Annotated in this window: 13 protein-coding genes; 5 read left to right on the forward strand and 8 right to left on the reverse strand. The window is 36.3% G+C overall.

Features of this window, described 5'->3' with window-relative positions:
- Positions 1 to 133 precede the first annotated feature (133 nt).
- Positions 134 to 1606, forward strand: a complete 1473-nt coding sequence (locus tag JEP36_RS16235; RefSeq protein ID WP_196533964.1) for an anion permease — start codon at positions 134 to 136, stop codon at positions 1604 to 1606.
- 158 nt (positions 1607 to 1764) lie between these two features.
- Here JEP36_RS16235 and JEP36_RS16240 read toward each other — a convergent pair whose 3' ends face one another.
- Both JEP36_RS16240 and JEP36_RS16245 read right to left on the reverse strand, forming a co-directional pair.
- Entirely contained in the window at positions 1765 to 2370 is a 606-nt protein-coding gene (locus JEP36_RS16240) for a histidine phosphatase family protein (protein ID WP_109371414.1), read from the reverse strand.
- A 22-nt stretch (positions 2371 to 2392) separates the two neighbouring features.
- Complete coding sequence (locus tag JEP36_RS16245) at positions 2393 to 3187, reverse strand: SLC13 family permease (protein WP_198630473.1); 795 nt, start codon at positions 3185 to 3187, stop codon at positions 2393 to 2395.
- A 109-nt stretch (positions 3188 to 3296) separates the two neighbouring features.
- On the opposite strand from JEP36_RS16245, the gene JEP36_RS16250 reads away from it, so the two are divergent.
- The 3 genes from JEP36_RS16250 (at position 3297) to JEP36_RS16260 (ending at position 6281) form a co-directional block, all read left to right on the forward strand.
- A complete protein-coding gene (locus JEP36_RS16250; RefSeq protein WP_198620868.1) occupies positions 3297 to 4211 on the forward strand; it encodes a LysR family transcriptional regulator in 915 nt (304 codons plus the stop codon).
- Positions 4212 to 4331: 120 nt separating this feature from the next.
- Positions 4332 to 5156: a VanW family protein gene (locus JEP36_RS16255; protein WP_232805473.1), complete on the forward strand. Its 825-nt coding sequence runs from the start codon at positions 4332 to 4334 to the stop codon at positions 5154 to 5156.
- A 195-nt stretch (positions 5157 to 5351) separates the two neighbouring features.
- Positions 5352 to 6281 (forward strand): Dyp-type peroxidase, encoded by a 930-nt coding sequence (locus tag JEP36_RS16260; RefSeq protein ID WP_198620869.1) that lies wholly within the window; start codon positions 5352 to 5354, stop codon positions 6279 to 6281.
- A gap of 73 nt (positions 6282 to 6354) precedes the next feature.
- On the opposite strand, the gene JEP36_RS16265 is transcribed toward JEP36_RS16260, so the two are convergent.
- Together JEP36_RS16265 and JEP36_RS17805 are read right to left on the reverse strand one after the other, a co-directional pair.
- Entirely contained in the window at positions 6355 to 6702 is a 348-nt protein-coding gene (locus JEP36_RS16265) for a hypothetical protein (protein ID WP_196533960.1), read from the reverse strand.
- Between the two features lie 277 nt (positions 6703 to 6979).
- Positions 6980 to 7174, reverse strand: a complete 195-nt coding sequence (locus tag JEP36_RS17805; RefSeq protein ID WP_232805474.1) for a hypothetical protein — start codon at positions 7172 to 7174, stop codon at positions 6980 to 6982.
- A 568-nt stretch (positions 7175 to 7742) separates the two neighbouring features.
- Between JEP36_RS17805 and mutS the strand changes: the two genes are divergently transcribed.
- Positions 7743 to 10307: a DNA mismatch repair protein MutS gene (mutS, locus tag JEP36_RS16275; RefSeq protein WP_198630474.1), complete on the forward strand. Its 2565-nt coding sequence runs from the start codon at positions 7743 to 7745 to the stop codon at positions 10305 to 10307.
- Between the two features lie 114 nt (positions 10308 to 10421).
- Here mutS and JEP36_RS16280 read toward each other — a convergent pair whose 3' ends face one another.
- From JEP36_RS16280 to nlpD, 4 genes are all read right to left on the reverse strand, one after another.
- Positions 10422 to 11576 (reverse strand): hypothetical protein, encoded by a 1155-nt coding sequence (locus JEP36_RS16280; RefSeq protein WP_198625907.1) that lies wholly within the window; start codon positions 11574 to 11576, stop codon positions 10422 to 10424.
- Positions 11573 to 12832, reverse strand: coding sequence for a hypothetical protein (locus JEP36_RS16285; RefSeq protein ID WP_198630475.1), 1260 nt, complete (start codon positions 12830 to 12832; stop codon positions 11573 to 11575). Before JEP36_RS16285 ends, JEP36_RS16280 begins: the two co-directional genes overlap by 4 nt.
- Before the next feature lie 170 nt (positions 12833 to 13002).
- Positions 13003 to 13986, reverse strand: a complete 984-nt coding sequence (gene rpoS / locus JEP36_RS16290; protein ID WP_023582671.1) for an RNA polymerase sigma factor RpoS — start codon at positions 13984 to 13986, stop codon at positions 13003 to 13005.
- Between the two features lie 687 nt (positions 13987 to 14673).
- On the reverse strand, positions 14674 to 15792 hold the full coding sequence (gene nlpD, locus JEP36_RS16295) for a murein hydrolase activator NlpD (RefSeq protein ID WP_198620874.1): 1119 nt from the start codon (positions 15790 to 15792) through the stop codon (positions 14674 to 14676).
- Positions 15793 to 15900: the final 108 nt, after the last annotated feature.

The following is a 15900-nucleotide window of genomic DNA, read 5'->3' on the forward strand; positions in this document are numbered from 1 at the left end:
ATTTTATTTTTATGACATCAATCAATGAATATTTAATAATATGTTAATAAGATCATCTTCAATAAAAATACTTATTAGCTTTACTTTTTACTTCCGATTATTTATTTAACCTGCAACCTAATGGAATAACCTGATGAATAAATTAACTCCATTACGACCGATACCTACATTAATCGCCGTTTCTATTACCCTTATTATCTGGTTTCTTGTTCCTGTACCACAGGGGGTTGATCCCAATGCTTGGCATTTATTAGCACTCTTTGTCGGTACTATCGCCGCCATTATTGGTAAAGCACTTCCTATCGGTGCTGTATCTATTATTGCTATCGCATTAGTCGCTGTTACAGGTGTCACTAATCCTAATTCAACCAAAGCCGCTATCGGTGATGCATTAAGTGGATTTTCCAATGATCTTATCTGGTTAATTGGTATTTCCATTATGGTATCAATGAGTCTAAATAAAACGGGACTCGGCGCTAGAATTGGTTATTATTTTATTTCACTTTTTGGTAAAAGAACCATTGGAATAGCCTATTCATTAGCAATTGCAGAAACAATCTTAGCTCCTGTAACACCAAGTAATACCGCACGAGGGGGTGGGATTATTCACCCCATTATGCGATCAATTTCAGATAGTTTTAACTCTAAAGCGGAAGATGGTACAAGTGGTAAAATAGGCCGTTACCTCTCTTTAGTGAACTACAATATAAATCCTATTACTTCCGCTATGTTTATTACGGCAACAGCTCCTAACCCGCTAATTGTCAGTTTAATTATTAGTGAAACAGATCCTACACATGAGCTTAGTTGGTCTATGTGGGCAATTGCGGCTTTTGTGCCAGCTATCGTTTCATTAATTTTAATGCCTATTGTTATTTATCTACTGTATAAGCCTGAAATAACCCGCACTCCAAATGCACCTCATTTTGCCAAAGAGCGTTTAGCGCAATTAGGCCCTATTTCATTACCTGAAAAAATAACTCTTGCCGTCTTCGCCTTGTTATTAATCATGTGGGCTGGTGTCCCAGCATTATTATTTGGTGATGGATTTAGCGTTAATGCAACAACAGCAGCCTTTATTGGTTTGTCGATTTTATTATGTACTGGCGTTTTAAATTGGGATGATATTTTAAAAAACAAAGGTGCATGGGATACAGTAGTTTGGTTCTCTGCATTAGTAATGATGGCATCCTTCTTAGGAAAATTAGGATTAATTAAATGGTTGTCACTCAGTGTAGGGGCAAGTATTGATAGCATGGGTATTAGTTGGGTCAGTGGCATGATATTACTGGTACTAATTTATGTTTATTCTCATTATTTCTTTGCTAGTACTACTGCTCATATTACCGCAATGTTCGCCGCTTTTTATGCCGCAGGTTTAGCCCTTGGCGCACCACCAATGTTATTAGGGCTTATTTTGGCATTCTCATCTTCATTAATGATGTCACTCACTCATTACGGCACAGGCACCGCCCCCATTATTTTCGGTTCTGGCTACGCCACATTAGGTGAATGGTGGAAAACGGGATTTGTGATGAGTGTGGTTAACCTTATCGTTTGGATAACCCTTGGTAGCATGTGGTGGAAGGTGTTGGGATATTGGTAGGATTTAATGGTTTGATTTCAATAAATCAGAGCAAAGTTTCCCTTGCTCTGATTTAATATCGGAGTGACTTATTTTAAATTTCAGATTTAAATTCTAGCCTTAAATAAGAAATACGTTTAAAACAGGATGATTAAATTGAAAACCACTTCTTATTAATCTTAATCAGCGACATTCTTATCTGGCATATAAGATCCAATATTATAGGCTTCTAATTTTGGCGCTTTATCAGAATTAAGATCAAAATTAAATATCGTTATTGTGCCTGGTGTTGCGGGTAATAAAAACTCAGGTGACAAATTTAAAAATACTTTGCAGGCTGCACGAATAACACCACTATGCACAACCGCTAATAAATCACTGTCTTCTTTATGTACCCATTCCTTTAATGCCGCACCAATACGATCACAAAAATCAAACCAATTTTCACCTTTAGGTGGCGTATATGTTCCTGCTCGCCAATTTTTGTATTTATCTGCATGATGTCTTATGAGTTCTGGTTTTCGCTGTCCTGTCCATTCCCCCATATTTAACTCACGTAATAACGGCTCTTTAACCGCTTCGGGATGACCGACAATTTCTGCGGTTTGTACAGTTCGCCCTAAATCTGACGTAATAATCCTAGCGGGTGATAACAATTTAATACTCTCTTTTATCGCCATTGCTTGATTAATGCCTTTTGGTGATAAACAAGAATTAGCATGTCCTTGTAAGCGTGATTCCATATTCCATAAGGTTTCACCGTGTCTTAATAAAATTAGTCTCATTATTATTCCTTAATTTAATGGCTTAAAGACCATATCCAAGAATTTGGAACCAAGTGAATATCGCAATAGAAATTACCGATGCACCAACAAAACAGGTAATTAATCCATATTTCATTTGGTCTAATACACTAAAGTAACCACTTGAAAAATAGATGGTATTTACTTTTGAATGTGGTGGTAATGTAATGGTATATGTGAGTGTAAATGACGCGGCTAATGCTAATGTTACCGGATCCATGCCTAATGTTTTGGCAAGCGCAATAATGGCTGGAATTAATATGGTCGTTTTCACGGTTTTACTCGTAAAAATTAAATGGCTATACATACAGATAAAGACAACAACAACATAGACCATCGTCGTACTCATATTTTCGAGTCCGAGCCCATAAACCATTTTACCAATTAACCATTGCGCACCTTGTGTGGATTCTAAAGTATTACCTGCCGCATAAGCACCTGCTGCAAATATCATAAGATCCCATTTAATATTGGCTTCATTCCACGTTAATAAGCCAATACGAGGCATCAGACAGAGAATGGCAGCAATAACAGCAGTCATATAAACGCTAATTTTGAAGCCAAACATATCTTGGTGATAACTTTCGGTTGCCCATAAGAACACTGCCATTAAAAAGATATACATGGCTTTTTGCCCTTCAATACTTAATCCATCGGGTGTTGGCATAAAAAATAAAACGAGTAATACCAATAAAGCTAAAGGTATTCCTATTGTTTTTAAGGTTATTTTCTTACCGTTTTGTTTTGGTGATGATGGCGCTGGTTTAGCGATGTCATCTCGCTTCGCAGTCTTTTCCATAACCGATTCCTCTTAATGTGTAGGGTAGGAAGTTCAGTATAGAAATATTGAGGTATAAAGATAATTGTATTAATATATTATAACTATAAAAATAATTTATGGTGCTGAGATGAATTTAAGCCAACTTGATGCTTTTCTACTACTTGCCAACGGTTTTAATGTTACTGAAACCGCAGAGCGTCTATTCTGCACTCAACCAAGTGTCAGTATTAAAATCAGAAAACTAGAAGAAGAATTGCAAACAACGTTGTTTGAAAGGATCAATAATCGGCTTTATTTAACGCCTCAAGGTAAGGTTTATCAGCAGTACGCAACCCAAATTATTAATTTAGTAAAATCCTCTTCTGAGCATATGCGACAATTTGATGATCCCTCTAAAGGTGAAATTAAGTTTGGCGCTAGCCATTTTGTTGGCGTTTACCTATTACCTCAAATTATGGCGCAATTTAGAGAACAGTATCCAGATGTGAAATTAAGTATGGATATTTCAAGCTCAACACAACTTATCCATAAACTTGATACCCAAGAATTAGAATTTTTGATCATGTCAGATCATATCTATTTAGATCCGACGGAATATCATCTTGATACCTTTCTTATCGATCCCTTAGTGCTTATTTGTTCACCTGAACATTGGCTGTCAAAAAAGAAACATTGCAGATTTTCTGATATTGCCTCAGAAGTTTTTCTGATCAAACCAGAGCACTCTGCTACCCGTGATTTTTTATTAGATAGGATCCAAGAAAATAATAAAGAACTCAAAAATGTGATGGAAATAAATAGCTTGGAAGGAATAAAACAGGGGGTTATTCACGGTTTAGGAGTCTCAATTTTATCTCGTTTGTCTATTATGCAAGAATTAAAATCAGGTCTTTTATGTGAAATTGCATTTGATGATATCCAATTTAGCCGAGGCATTCGTTACTTTTATCATAAAGAAAAGTATATCTCTCCAGCCACTAAGAATTTTTTATCTGTTTTACAATCTCAAGCTCAAATTTTAACGAAAGATATCAATAAATAAATTTATTGGCTAAATTCTTAGCTCTATTATTTTAAGGATATCGGCGTATCAATACACTCATTCAATCGTTATCATACTCACGTTTATCTCTTTCTATTAACTATTGTTTAAAAGGATTTTATGCGTAGAACACTCTCGTCTTATCACCCTATTCTTTATACTTTGAGAGTGGCACAACGTCGTTTATTTCGCTCTCTTAGTTGGCGATTTTCAAGTCGAAAATACAGCAGAGACGTTCAACCAGAACATCGGCTTTCACACCGTTATCTAAAACACACATCTAAATTAATTAGTCGCCGTGGCGAAAGTGATATCCAATTACAATACAATAAGATAACGAATCTTAAATTAGTTGAAAAAGCATTAGATGGTATCGTGATAAAATCGGGAGAGTATTTCTCTTTTTGCTATTTAATTGGTAAACCTAGCTATAAAAGAGGTTTTATTGATGGCATGCAACTCTCCTATGGTGAAGCAAGAAAAGGTGTAGGCGGTGGAATTTGTCAAGCCAGTAATTTAATACATTGGTTAGCACTACATTCTGAATTAAAAGTGATTGAAAAAGCCAATCACAGTTTTGATCCCTTTCCTGATGAAGGACGAGTCCTCCCTTTTGGCTCAGGAGCCGCTATTTTTTATAACTATGTAGATTTAATCTTATATAATCCAACGTCTTATGATTATCAAATTAGATTACATGTCGCTGAACATCAGTTAGAAGGCGAACTCCTTTGTAGCGAAGCAAGGGAATATCGTTATCATATTTATGAGAAATCTTCTTCTTTTATCAAAAAGGGAGAGCATGTGTATCGTTGTAATGAAATTTGGCGAGATATTTACACTAAAAAAAATGTGGGCGCTTTTCCTCAATTAATTAAATCAGAATTATTGTATAAAAATCGTGTTGTCATAAAATATGATATTCCAGACTCAGAATTGAATTAATTCATTTAGATAAATATTTGTTGCCCACATTTTATATTCTAAAAAAGAGTATCATATTGAAACTCGTTACTTATAAAAATAAAAATCTCACCCTCTCTTTGTAATAGAGAGGTTTTTGGTGTAAAACTAAAAAACAATATTTTGTAAATATAGCTTAATTATTATTCATCTATTATTCGTCATTTAGGGATCACTATGAAATACCAAGATGTTACGAAATCACCCTGTGAGAATGCTTATTTTTTAGTTTTTAACCTCACCCACTCATCTGAAAACCGCGATACTCTGATCGATTTTTGTAATAATTTTTCTGGTTTGATACGTAGTATGAGGACACGTTTTCCTGAATTGGAAACAAGTTGTGTAATGGGATTCGGTGCAAATGCGTGGACTACATTATTTCCCAATCAGCCAAAACCCAAAGAGCTAAATACCTTTAAAGAAATTAAAGGTGACACTTATACTGCGGTTTCTACTCCAGGCGATCTCTTTTTCCATATTCGAGCCCTCAAAGTTTCAGCCTGTTACGAATTAGCGTCTATCATCAGCCAAAAGCTAAAGAATATTGTTACGCCTGTTGATGAAGTTCATGGGTTTAGATATTTTGACGGCCGTTCTATTATTGGTTTTGTCGATGGAACTGAAAACCCAGAGTATGAAGATGAGCGTGCTTCTTATGCCGTTATTGGCGATGAAGATCCTGAATTTAAAGGTGGCAGTTACGCCTTTGTACAAAAATATATTCACGATATGGAAGCATGGGAAAAACAGTCCCTTATCGAACAAGAAAAAGTCATTGGTAGACACAAATTCAATGATGTGGAGTTAACCGATGAAGAAAAAGAACCCGGTTCACATAATGTTGTAACCAATATTCAAGATGAGAACGGCGAAGATTTAAAAATTGTCAGAGCCAATATGCCTTTTTCCAATCCATCTAGAAATGAATATGGTACTTACTTTATTGGTTATGCGCGTTATTTTTCAACAACTAACCGTATGTTAGAAAATATGTTTGCAGGCACACCTGAAGGCCATACCGATAAATTACTTAAATTCAGTACCCCTGTAACAGGTACATTATTCTTTGTTCCATCACCTGAATTTCTAGATGATCTAGCGTAATTTATTACAAGTAGATATATAGGCTTGTTACTTATATATCTACTTTTTTATTATGGTTTTTTCTCTGGATCAATTATAAACCGAAAACATTAACGTAAAATTCTTTGCCGTCATCGGTGCTTTCAATGGTATAAGTAATCGGAATTGAATTTTTGCCGCCTTTACCTTCAAAAGAAAGTTCCGCAGCACATGAGTAAGTATCTCTTTTCTCATCATGTTCACGAGTACGCACGCTTTCTACTTTGATCTTTATTTGATCGATCACAGCAGCCATTTTTTGATCACGAAGTTCATCTTTTGTAATATCAATGACTAAGCCTTTTGCTTCTGAGCTGTCACAAGTCGGTGTTCCACCACCACATCCCACTAAAGGTAATGCTAATGCGCTTAATAAAGCTAATTTTAGAATTCTAGTTTTCATGTTGATTATTTCTTCCTTGCTCACAAGATAAAATAAATTTTTCAATATTTTACCTAATAATTATCTCGCAACAATATAGTGAGTTAATAGTCAGAATAAGATAACGATAGAAATTAATATTTTAGTGTTAAGATAATCATTAAGTAAAACCTACAAACTTTAACGCCAATATTAATTTGCTTCGATTTCTTGTTTGTTAATCACACCAATAATATCAACACGAATATTTCGTGTATCCGCTCTTCCTTTATCATCTACTGCGCGAATACGATAGCGACTACTCTCTTTGGGATACCACTCTATTGAGCGCTGATTTTGTACTATTCCCTAGATAAGCATCATCAACAAACCAATAAATAATATTGCTGTCATTATCTGTTGTTGCATTAAATACAATTGATGTGTTTGGTGCTGAAGTACGTCTTAAAGTATAAGTGGTATTACTTAATGGCGATAATATACGAGGCGGCATTCCTGTAACTCTTTATGTTTATTTCAAGAAAATCCAGCAATTCATAATATTTATTATTAATAAAAATATGACTGGCTTGTTTTTGCCTTATTATCCATAAGATACCTTATTACTCTTACATACTCTTAATTTTTTCACACGCTTTAAAAATCGAAAAACACGAGTAAACTATTTTTATGCGAGTTATACCGCAAAAGGGATGATTTTCTTATGTTATGCACTTAAATATCTTGTTTTGCTTTGATGACCCGCGTATTTATATTTTATGTTTAAAAAAGCGTATATCTTTCCTCACTATTGCGTTAAAACATTATCTCCATCAATACTTACTATCGGATAATTAAAGAGTTTTCAGAAAAAGTGTGAATTGTCATTGAGGGTTAATCAACGATATTATAGTGATTAAAATTATTTCGCTTTCGGTCTAAAAAGATATTTGTATCATTAAAACAACTGACTGAAACCTTGTGATATGATCGTGCAAAGCTTGTGAAATAGAACGAAATGCAGTGTAACAACAGATTTTCACAAATAACTCAAAATTCAATACGTTAAGACAGACAACAACATGACTGACATTCAACATTTAGACTCCCACACACCAATGATGCAGCAGTATCTTAAGCTTAAAGCAGAGCATCCTGAAATCTTACTGTTTTATCGTATGGGTGACTTTTATGAACTGTTTTTTGATGATGCTAAAAAAGCCTCTCGCTTATTAGATATTTCATTAACAAAACGAGGTCAGTCTGCGGGCCAACCTATTCCTATGGCTGGTGTTCCTCATCACGCCGTTGAGAACTATCTCGCTAAATTGGTGCAATTAGGCGAGTCTGTCGCCATTTGTGAACAAATTGGTGATCCTGCAACAAGTAAAGGTCCTGTTGAGCGCAAAGTTATTCGTATTGTTACGCCAGGTACAGTGACTGATGAAGCCTTACTTGAAGAGCGTCAAGACAACCTTTTAGCCGCAATTTGGCAAGACAAAAATGGTGCTTTTGGCTATGCAACGTTAGATATCACATCAGGTCGTTTTCGTGTTACTGAAATGCCAGATAGTGAAAGCATGATTGCCGAATTACAACGCACCCACCCAGCCGAATTGCTCTATCCAGAAACCTTTGAGTCAATGGCTCTTATTGAGCGCCAGCAAGGTCTACGCCGTCGCCCTATTTGGGAATTTGAACCAGAAACAGCAAAACAACAACTGAATCTGCAATTTGGTACTCGTGATTTAACAGGTTTTGGTGTTGAAAATGCACATTTAGCACTCTGCGCCGCTGGGTGCTTATTACAATATGTGAAAGATACACAGCGCACTGCACTCCCTCATATCCGTAGCATCACGATGGAACGCCCTCAAGATTCAATTATTTTAGATGCCGCAACTCGTCGTAATCTCGAATTAACACAAAATCTAGCAGGGGGCACTGATAACACATTGGCATCTGTACTCGACCTTTGCGTTACCCCGATGGGCAGTCGTATGCTAAAACGTTGGATACATTCGCCATTACGCCAACGTGAACAACTTATCAAACGCCAAGATGCAATTAGTGCATTACAACCGCTCTATTTTGAGTTACAGCCTTTTTTACGCCAAGTCGGTGATTTAGAACGCGTATTAGCCCGTTTAGCGTTACGATCAGCTCGTCCTCGTGATCTCTCCCGTATGCGTCATGCATTTCAGCAATATCACGATATTCATCAAGTGCTTGAACAAGCCGATATGCCTTACATTAAAGAATTACAAAAGCGCATTAGCCAGTTTGATGAATTATGTGAATTACTTGAACATGCCATTGTTGAAACACCACCTGTATTAGTACGTGACGGAGGTGTTATTGCCTCTGGTTATAATGCCGAATTAGACGAATGGCGCGCATTAGCCGATGGCGCAAGTGATTACCTTGATAAACTTGAAATTCGTGAACGTGAGAAATGGGGTATTGATACACTTAAAGTTGGCTTTAATGGTGTACATGGCTATTACATTCAAGTCAGTCGTGGGCAAAGCAATTTAGTGCCTATGCACTATGTTCGTCGTCAAACGTTGAAAAATGCTGAACGTTACATCATCCCTGAATTAAAAGAGTATGAAGACAAGGTATTAACCTCTAAAGGTAAGGCATTAGCTATCGAAAAAATGCTTTATGAAGAGATTTTTGAAAAGCTATTACCTCACCTTGCCGCATTACAAAGTAGTGCTGAGGCTTTAGCTGAAACAGATGTTCTCTCTAACCTTGCAGAACGTGCTGAATCATTAAATTATACTCGCCCAGAATTGAGTGAGAAAACAGGTATTCTGATCACTGGGGGACGTCACCCTGTTGTTGAACAAGTCCTTAGCGAACCTTTTATTTCAAATCCATTACAATTATCACCTCAACGTCGCTTACTGATAATTACAGGCCCTAATATGGGAGGGAAAAGTACTTATATGCGCCAAGCTGCATTAATTACTTTACTTGCTTATATTGGTAGCTTTGTCCCTGCTGAAAAAGCTTTAATTGGTCCAGTCGATCGTATCTTTACGCGTGTGGGTGCTTCTGATGATCTTGCTTCAGGTCGCTCTACCTTTATGGTTGAAATGACCGAAACAGCTAATATTTTGCATAATGCGACTGAAAACAGCTTGGTCTTAATGGATGAGATTGGTCGAGGTACATCCACTTATGATGGGCTATCTCTAGCTTGGGCCTGTGCTGAAAACTTAGCAAATCGAATTAAGGCAATGACACTCTTTGCAACCCACTATTTTGAATTAACCACACTGCCTGAAAAACTTGAAGGTACTGCAAACATTCACTTAGACGCAATTGAGCATGGTGACACAATTGCCTTTATGCACAGTGTGCAAGAAGGTGCGGCAAGTAAAAGCTATGGTTTAGCTGTTGCTGCATTGGCGGGTGTTCCAAAAGAAGTTATCCGTCGAGCTAAGCAAAAATTAAAAGAGCTTGAAATGCTATCAGGCAACTCCGGCTCTGGTCATGTTGAAACATCACAGCTGATGTTATTAACAGAAGCGGAACCTTCAGAGATTGAATTAGCGTTGGATAAAATCGATCCTGATGCCCTAACACCACGACAAGCATTAGAACAACTTTATCGTTTAAAAGAGATGGCAAAATAGGCCATAAACAGTACAACATACTGATAATAAAAAAAGCTCTGTTTGATTTCACAGAGCTTTTTTATGGTTTTTTTATAATTTATCAAACAGAGATAGTCAGAGATAAATACAACTCTACTTAATAAAAGCATGGCTATATTTCAGTCGTTCACCCAATAATAGTAAAGTATCTTCGTCGCCGTAATTATCAAACAAACGAATAAATGAAGATAAAGCAGGATTAAACATCATATCGTCATTAATTTTCTCATAAGAAGTATAATTTTTTGTTTTTAATGAGAAAACTAGCGTAGTTTGATCATCGTTACGACCTTTATTTAAAATCAAATCATCATTACTTATCATCAAATCATTTAGATATTTATAACCACTTTCATAGAAAGTTTTTAAATTTCCATCAGTTTGACGTTGAACCACAGAATAGAGATCACGAGAAGCATGTTGAGCAATAAAATAGATATCACCTTTATCATTTTGAGCAACCTCTTTAACACGCAAAGGAAGCCAGCGTGTTTTTGTTACTTCTTTATTCACTAAATTTAGCGTGATTTCTAACGTGTTTGTTGTGTAATGATGATTGTAAAAAATAACCAGAGAATCACCTGAAAGGGCATAATGAAATTGTGTAAACTCACCGAAATCCTCAGCGTAATACTGCTTCACCAGATCTTCTGTATTAACTGAATATTCCCAGCTTTCACCTTCATCTAAACTTGTCAGTATCGTCTTATTATCAACTAATACTAATTGTGATGTTGTTTGTGAAAACAGTAATTTTCCACCGATAAGCGCTAAAGGGAAGCGATAATAGCCAGCGTTAGTCTCTTGCCAAGGCATTAAATCTGCGACTGTAAACTTTGCTAAATCTATATTTTGACGCCCCTGTTCTGTAAATAATACACACTTATCAAGAACGCAATAAGCGTTATAAAAGCTACCTTGGCCTTGTGATACAAAGCGTGTGCCTTCTTTGTCAGAAAAGTACAGCGTATATTTTCTCTGATTATCTTGGCGGTGAAGTCGACCATAAATATCTACGTCATATCGCCCACTATCAGATTCAGTCTTAATTAATATCCCACTAGCAGCATAAAAAACCTTACGCCAATCATAACGAGAATAAGGATATGAAGATAACTCAGAGGCGTTTTCATTTTTCCATTGCCACTTAGAGGCAAAACCATGAAAAAGCACACCATAACAGAGCAGTAAGCTTAAAATAAATAAGCTTGTGATGATGATAAAAGGCTTACGGAAAAAAGGATTCATTGACGCAGCTCCGTAATATACAGCGGTCGCTTGTTCTCAACACATTGCTGCTGAAGTAAAAAATGGGTTTGATAACTACTATTACCTTTTTCTGAAAACAAAATATAAAGGTTTGAAAACAATGCAATTAAAAAGGCAAAGCCACTCATGATTAAACCATAGATAATACCCATTCCTAAAAAAGCATCACCAATAGAATACCAATCCCATTTATCCCAATAATTTCCATTATCATAAACGTCGGAAATAGATAAACCAGCAACCATTGAGAACACAAAAATACTGACTAATGCGGTTATTAACAGCGATAAACGATATGTGCGCTGATGCCCAATATACATTTGTCCTGAAATTGAATAAGCGCCATTATCTGTATGATTATAAACCCCTAAGATAACAGGCCCTGAGTTCTTATCTTCAGCTTGCCAAAAGAACAATTCAACATCATCGCCATCAGCAAGAAACAAATTATGATCAGAATAAAATAAGCGCTCTCTATAACTTAATACAAAAGGATGTTTATTAATCAGACAGGATATTTGCATTATTACAGTCTCGCTATTGCGGGAATGTATTTGAAGTCTATTAATACTATGAATTTGTATTATTCCTCTAACTCGCTGTACTTTACTTTGCTTTATTTGAGGAAACGACTTTTTACTCAAGGTAAATGAAGGTAATGGTGCTGATTTTATTCCAGTAATAATGAGTTGCTCGCCATCTGGAGCTATCAATGCTTGCTTGGCGATGACTTTATCCAACGCCTCTATTCTCTTTCTATGTTTGGGGCTGGTGAGCTGAAAATAGCGATAAACTTTTTCTCCGATATAACTGATCCCAGCCATGACAGCACCAAATGAAATAATCATTGTGATAATGATAAAGAAATTAGGCTCTAAATAAATTAACGAGAAATAACTCCACCAGCCTCCAATCACGGTCAGAAAAAATGCAATCAATAACCATTTTTTCTGTTTTGCTGTTAGCGTGAATTTTCGTTCAGGCTCCAATCTTCCTTTTGTATCATGATAAATCCATTGCACCCAGAAACTGCCATCTTTCAGTAATTCTGCACAGATTTTAAGCTCATCACCTTGTTTTAATCGTTTAAGAAAATCTTGAGAGTTAGCAAAATCAGCTTCATTAAGATAAAAGTTTTTACCTGATGCTATTAATCTCACCATTCCCTTTGGAGAGATTTTACTTTGGCTAAAATCGCAACGCTCTAGTTTAACGTTTAAAAAATAATCTTTCATATCTTCCTTTATTACTTTCATCAGGCTGACGAGGTACAAGACTGCGCTCTTGTTTTATCGTTTTGAATCGTATAATACAAGATAAAGAAAAGCCGATTAGCAAACCCACTAATCGGCTTTGGTAATAACAATATGTCAATTAAAGCTATAAACAGAAATTGGGTGGCTAACTATGCTTTGAAAAGTGCTTCAATACATAATCCCTGACTTTGTAGAATGTCTTTTAGTCGACGTAGTCCTTCAACTTGAATTTGACGAACCCTTTCTCTTGTCAGACCAATCTCTCTACCAACATCTTCTAAAGTTTCTGCTTCATAGCCTAATAACCCGAAACGACGTGCTAATACTTCACGTTGCTTAGGATTCAATTCAAATAACCACTTTATGATATTTTCCTTGAGGTTATTATTTTGAATTGTTGCTTCCGGCCCTTCTTCATTTTCGTCAGAGATAATATCAAGTAATGCTTTATCTGAATCACCCCCAATAGGGGTATCAACAGAAGTAATACGTTCGTTTAAACGTAGCATTTTACTCACATCTTCAACTGGTTTATCCAATGTTTGTGCAATTTCTTCAACACTAGGCTCATGATCGAGTTTATGTGCTAATTCTCTTGCCGTTCTTAAATAAACATTCAGCTCTTTAACGATATGAATGGGAAGGCGGATAGTGCGGGTCTGGTTCATAATGGCACGTTCAATTGTTTGACGTATCCACCATGTCGCATAAGTTGAAAAACGGAAACCTTTTTCAGGATCGAATTTTTCAACAGCACGAATAAGACCTAAATTCCCTTCTTCAATAAGATCAAGAAGAGCAAGTCCTCGGTTTGTATAACGACGAGAAATCTTAACAACTAAACGTAGGTTACTTTCTATCATTCGTTGTCTTGAAGGAATATCACCACGTAGCGCTCTACGGGCAAAGAAAACCTCTTCTTCAGCGGTCAGCAACGGAGAATAACCAATTTCTCCTAAATAAAGCTGAGTTGCATCGAGCGCACGCTGGTTGACTCCTTCAATAAGTTCAATTTCGTCTTGAGCATCAGACTCATTTTCTGCCTCTTTTGCAGCAACTTCATCGAACTCTTCCATGTTCTCTTCAATTTCATCTGTATATAACTCGTCTACTCTTAGCGTACTTTGGCTCATCAGCTGCTCCTACCCTTGATAATTTAGGTAAACGACTCATGATTAAAGTCTGTTTACCAGTTTATCGCTGTGTCACGACACAACGGGTTTACTGATTTTCCCTTGTAACGAATTACAAAATAAAAGATAACATAATCTATTTTACTGTTAATTTTATTCTTTCTTTATTCAATATATAACTTAACTATTGAGTGCAGGTTATTAACAGTTTTTTTATTATATTTTACGTACATTTATCTATACGTAAAATTACTCTATTTGATGCGCTATTTGTGACTACTTACATCTAAAAAAACAAATAAAAACCCATAATAATAAAATAATATCCAATAATTTTTATTACGTACTATTATTAAAAAGATAATCTAATAAAGGAAATATCCACCTAAACAAGGGGTTATTTTATAGTCCATCTTTTAATAACAACGAATCTTTATTCATTTTTTATATAACAATTTTTAGCATACGCATTCATTGGTTGAGAATCAACCGTCTAATTTAACGTTATCTATAATTTTATATTGATCTCTCATTTTTAATAATCTTTTAATAAGCACTTATACTTAGATAAAATTTATTTTGTTTCAATATTTTAATTAATTACAGATAAGAAAAAGCCCTCTCCTTTTTGTAAAGGAGAGGGCTTAACTTTAGGATTATTCACTATGCGAGTAAAAAATCACTTATTTATTTCTTGGGTAAATAACTCATTGGATTGAGTGATTTTTCTTTATAGCGGATCTCAAAGTGTAGTCGGACAGAACTGGTTCCAGAGCTACCCATTGTGGCAATTTGCTGACCCGCATTCACATTTTGCTGTTCACGCACCAAAATGGTGTCGTTATGTGCATATGCACTGAGGTATTCGTCATTATGCTTAATGATAACGAGGTTACCGTAGCCGCGTAATGCGCTACCTGCATAAACCACTTTACCCGCAGCAGTGGCAACTATTGGTGAACCTTTTGTACCACCGATATCAATACCTTTATTGCCACCAGGCGCACTTGAGTAACTTTCAATAATATTACCTTGCGCAGGCCAAATCCACTTACCAGAAGCTGCCGTTGGTGCTGGTGTTGCAGCAGTTGTAGTATTTGTATTCGTTGTTGGTGGCGGTGTCGTTGTTTTTGGTGGTGTTGTTGCCGGTTTAGTAATCAATGGTCCCATAGCACCATTGTTTGTTGGTTTAGTGTGTGCCGTTTGAACACCAGCGCTACTTGATTGATTAATAACCGATGTATTGACATTGGTATTAGTACCCGTGTTGACCTGACGGTTACCAATATTCAACACCTGCCCTACGTTTAAGCTATAAGGTTCTGAGATGTTATTCATTGATGCTAGTTCTTTTACATCACTATCAGTTATCCAAGCGATATAGAACATAGTATCACCGCGTTTTACGGTGTACGTATTACCGTTGTAGTTTCCTTTTGGAATACTGTCGTAGTTACGGTTATACACAATGCGTCCAGAACCATCAGTGTTTACATTTTGAGCCGCAACTGACGTTTGAGAGCGAGGCTGGCTTTGAGACTGAACCACGCCTCCATTAGTCGAAGCGGAGTTCACCTTAATAGAAGGAGGAGGTGACGATTGTAAGGGGGTAGTTCTTTCAATAGGTGTCGCATTACTGCTAGTCATCACAGGTGCAGTTGATACCGTATTATTTGAAGAGCTATCATTTACAGAGGTAATTGGCGCAGGACGATAAGGTGTATCTGCACAGCCTGTTAATGCAAATCCAATTACCGAACACATGATTGCCCAGCGGACATGCTTAATTGGGCTTTCTGAATTCATACTTCCTTCTCCCTTTAAAAAGGCATTAGCATCTAGCAATTTGTCGAGTTAAACAAAAAGACTGCAATTTTTTGAAAATGTTTCATTTATTAGTGCAGATTACGACAA

Source organism: Proteus sp. PR00208, assembly GCF_016238545.1.
Classification (GTDB): domain Bacteria; phylum Pseudomonadota; class Gammaproteobacteria; order Enterobacterales; family Enterobacteriaceae; genus Proteus.

What these genes read in the sequence shown, in the direction of transcription:
- JEP36_RS16235 (WP_196533964.1), top strand. Translation starts at nt 134, where the DNA reads ATGAATAAATTAACTCCATTACGACCGATACCTACATTAATCGCCGTT.
- JEP36_RS16240 (WP_109371414.1), bottom strand. Translation starts at nt 2,370, where the DNA reads ATGAGACTAATTTTATTAAGACACGGTGAAACCTTATGGAATATGGAA.
- JEP36_RS16245 (WP_198630473.1), bottom strand. Translation starts at nt 3,187, where the DNA reads ATGGAAAAGACTGCGAAGCGAGATGACATCGCTAAACCAGCGCCATCA.
- JEP36_RS16250 (WP_198620868.1), top strand. Translation starts at nt 3,297, where the DNA reads ATGAATTTAAGCCAACTTGATGCTTTTCTACTACTTGCCAACGGTTTT.
- JEP36_RS16255 (WP_232805473.1), top strand. Translation starts at nt 4,332, where the DNA reads ATGCGTAGAACACTCTCGTCTTATCACCCTATTCTTTATACTTTGAGA.
- JEP36_RS16260 (WP_198620869.1), top strand. Translation starts at nt 5,352, where the DNA reads ATGAAATACCAAGATGTTACGAAATCACCCTGTGAGAATGCTTATTTT.
- JEP36_RS16265 (WP_196533960.1), bottom strand. Translation starts at nt 6,702, where the DNA reads ATGAAAACTAGAATTCTAAAATTAGCTTTATTAAGCGCATTAGCATTA.
- JEP36_RS17805 (WP_232805474.1), bottom strand. Translation starts at nt 7,174, where the DNA reads ATGCCGCCTCGTATATTATCGCCATTAAGTAATACCACTTATACTTTA.
- mutS (WP_198630474.1), top strand. Translation starts at nt 7,743, where the DNA reads ATGACTGACATTCAACATTTAGACTCCCACACACCAATGATGCAGCAG.
- JEP36_RS16280 (WP_198625907.1), bottom strand. Translation starts at nt 11,576, where the DNA reads ATGAATCCTTTTTTCCGTAAGCCTTTTATCATCATCACAAGCTTATTT.
- JEP36_RS16285 (WP_198630475.1), bottom strand. Translation starts at nt 12,832, where the DNA reads ATGAAAGATTATTTTTTAAACGTTAAACTAGAGCGTTGCGATTTTAGC.
- rpoS (WP_023582671.1), bottom strand. Translation starts at nt 13,986, where the DNA reads ATGAGCCAAAGTACGCTAAGAGTAGACGAGTTATATACAGATGAAATT.
- nlpD (WP_198620874.1), bottom strand. Translation starts at nt 15,792, where the DNA reads ATGAATTCAGAAAGCCCAATTAAGCATGTCCGCTGGGCAATCATGTGT.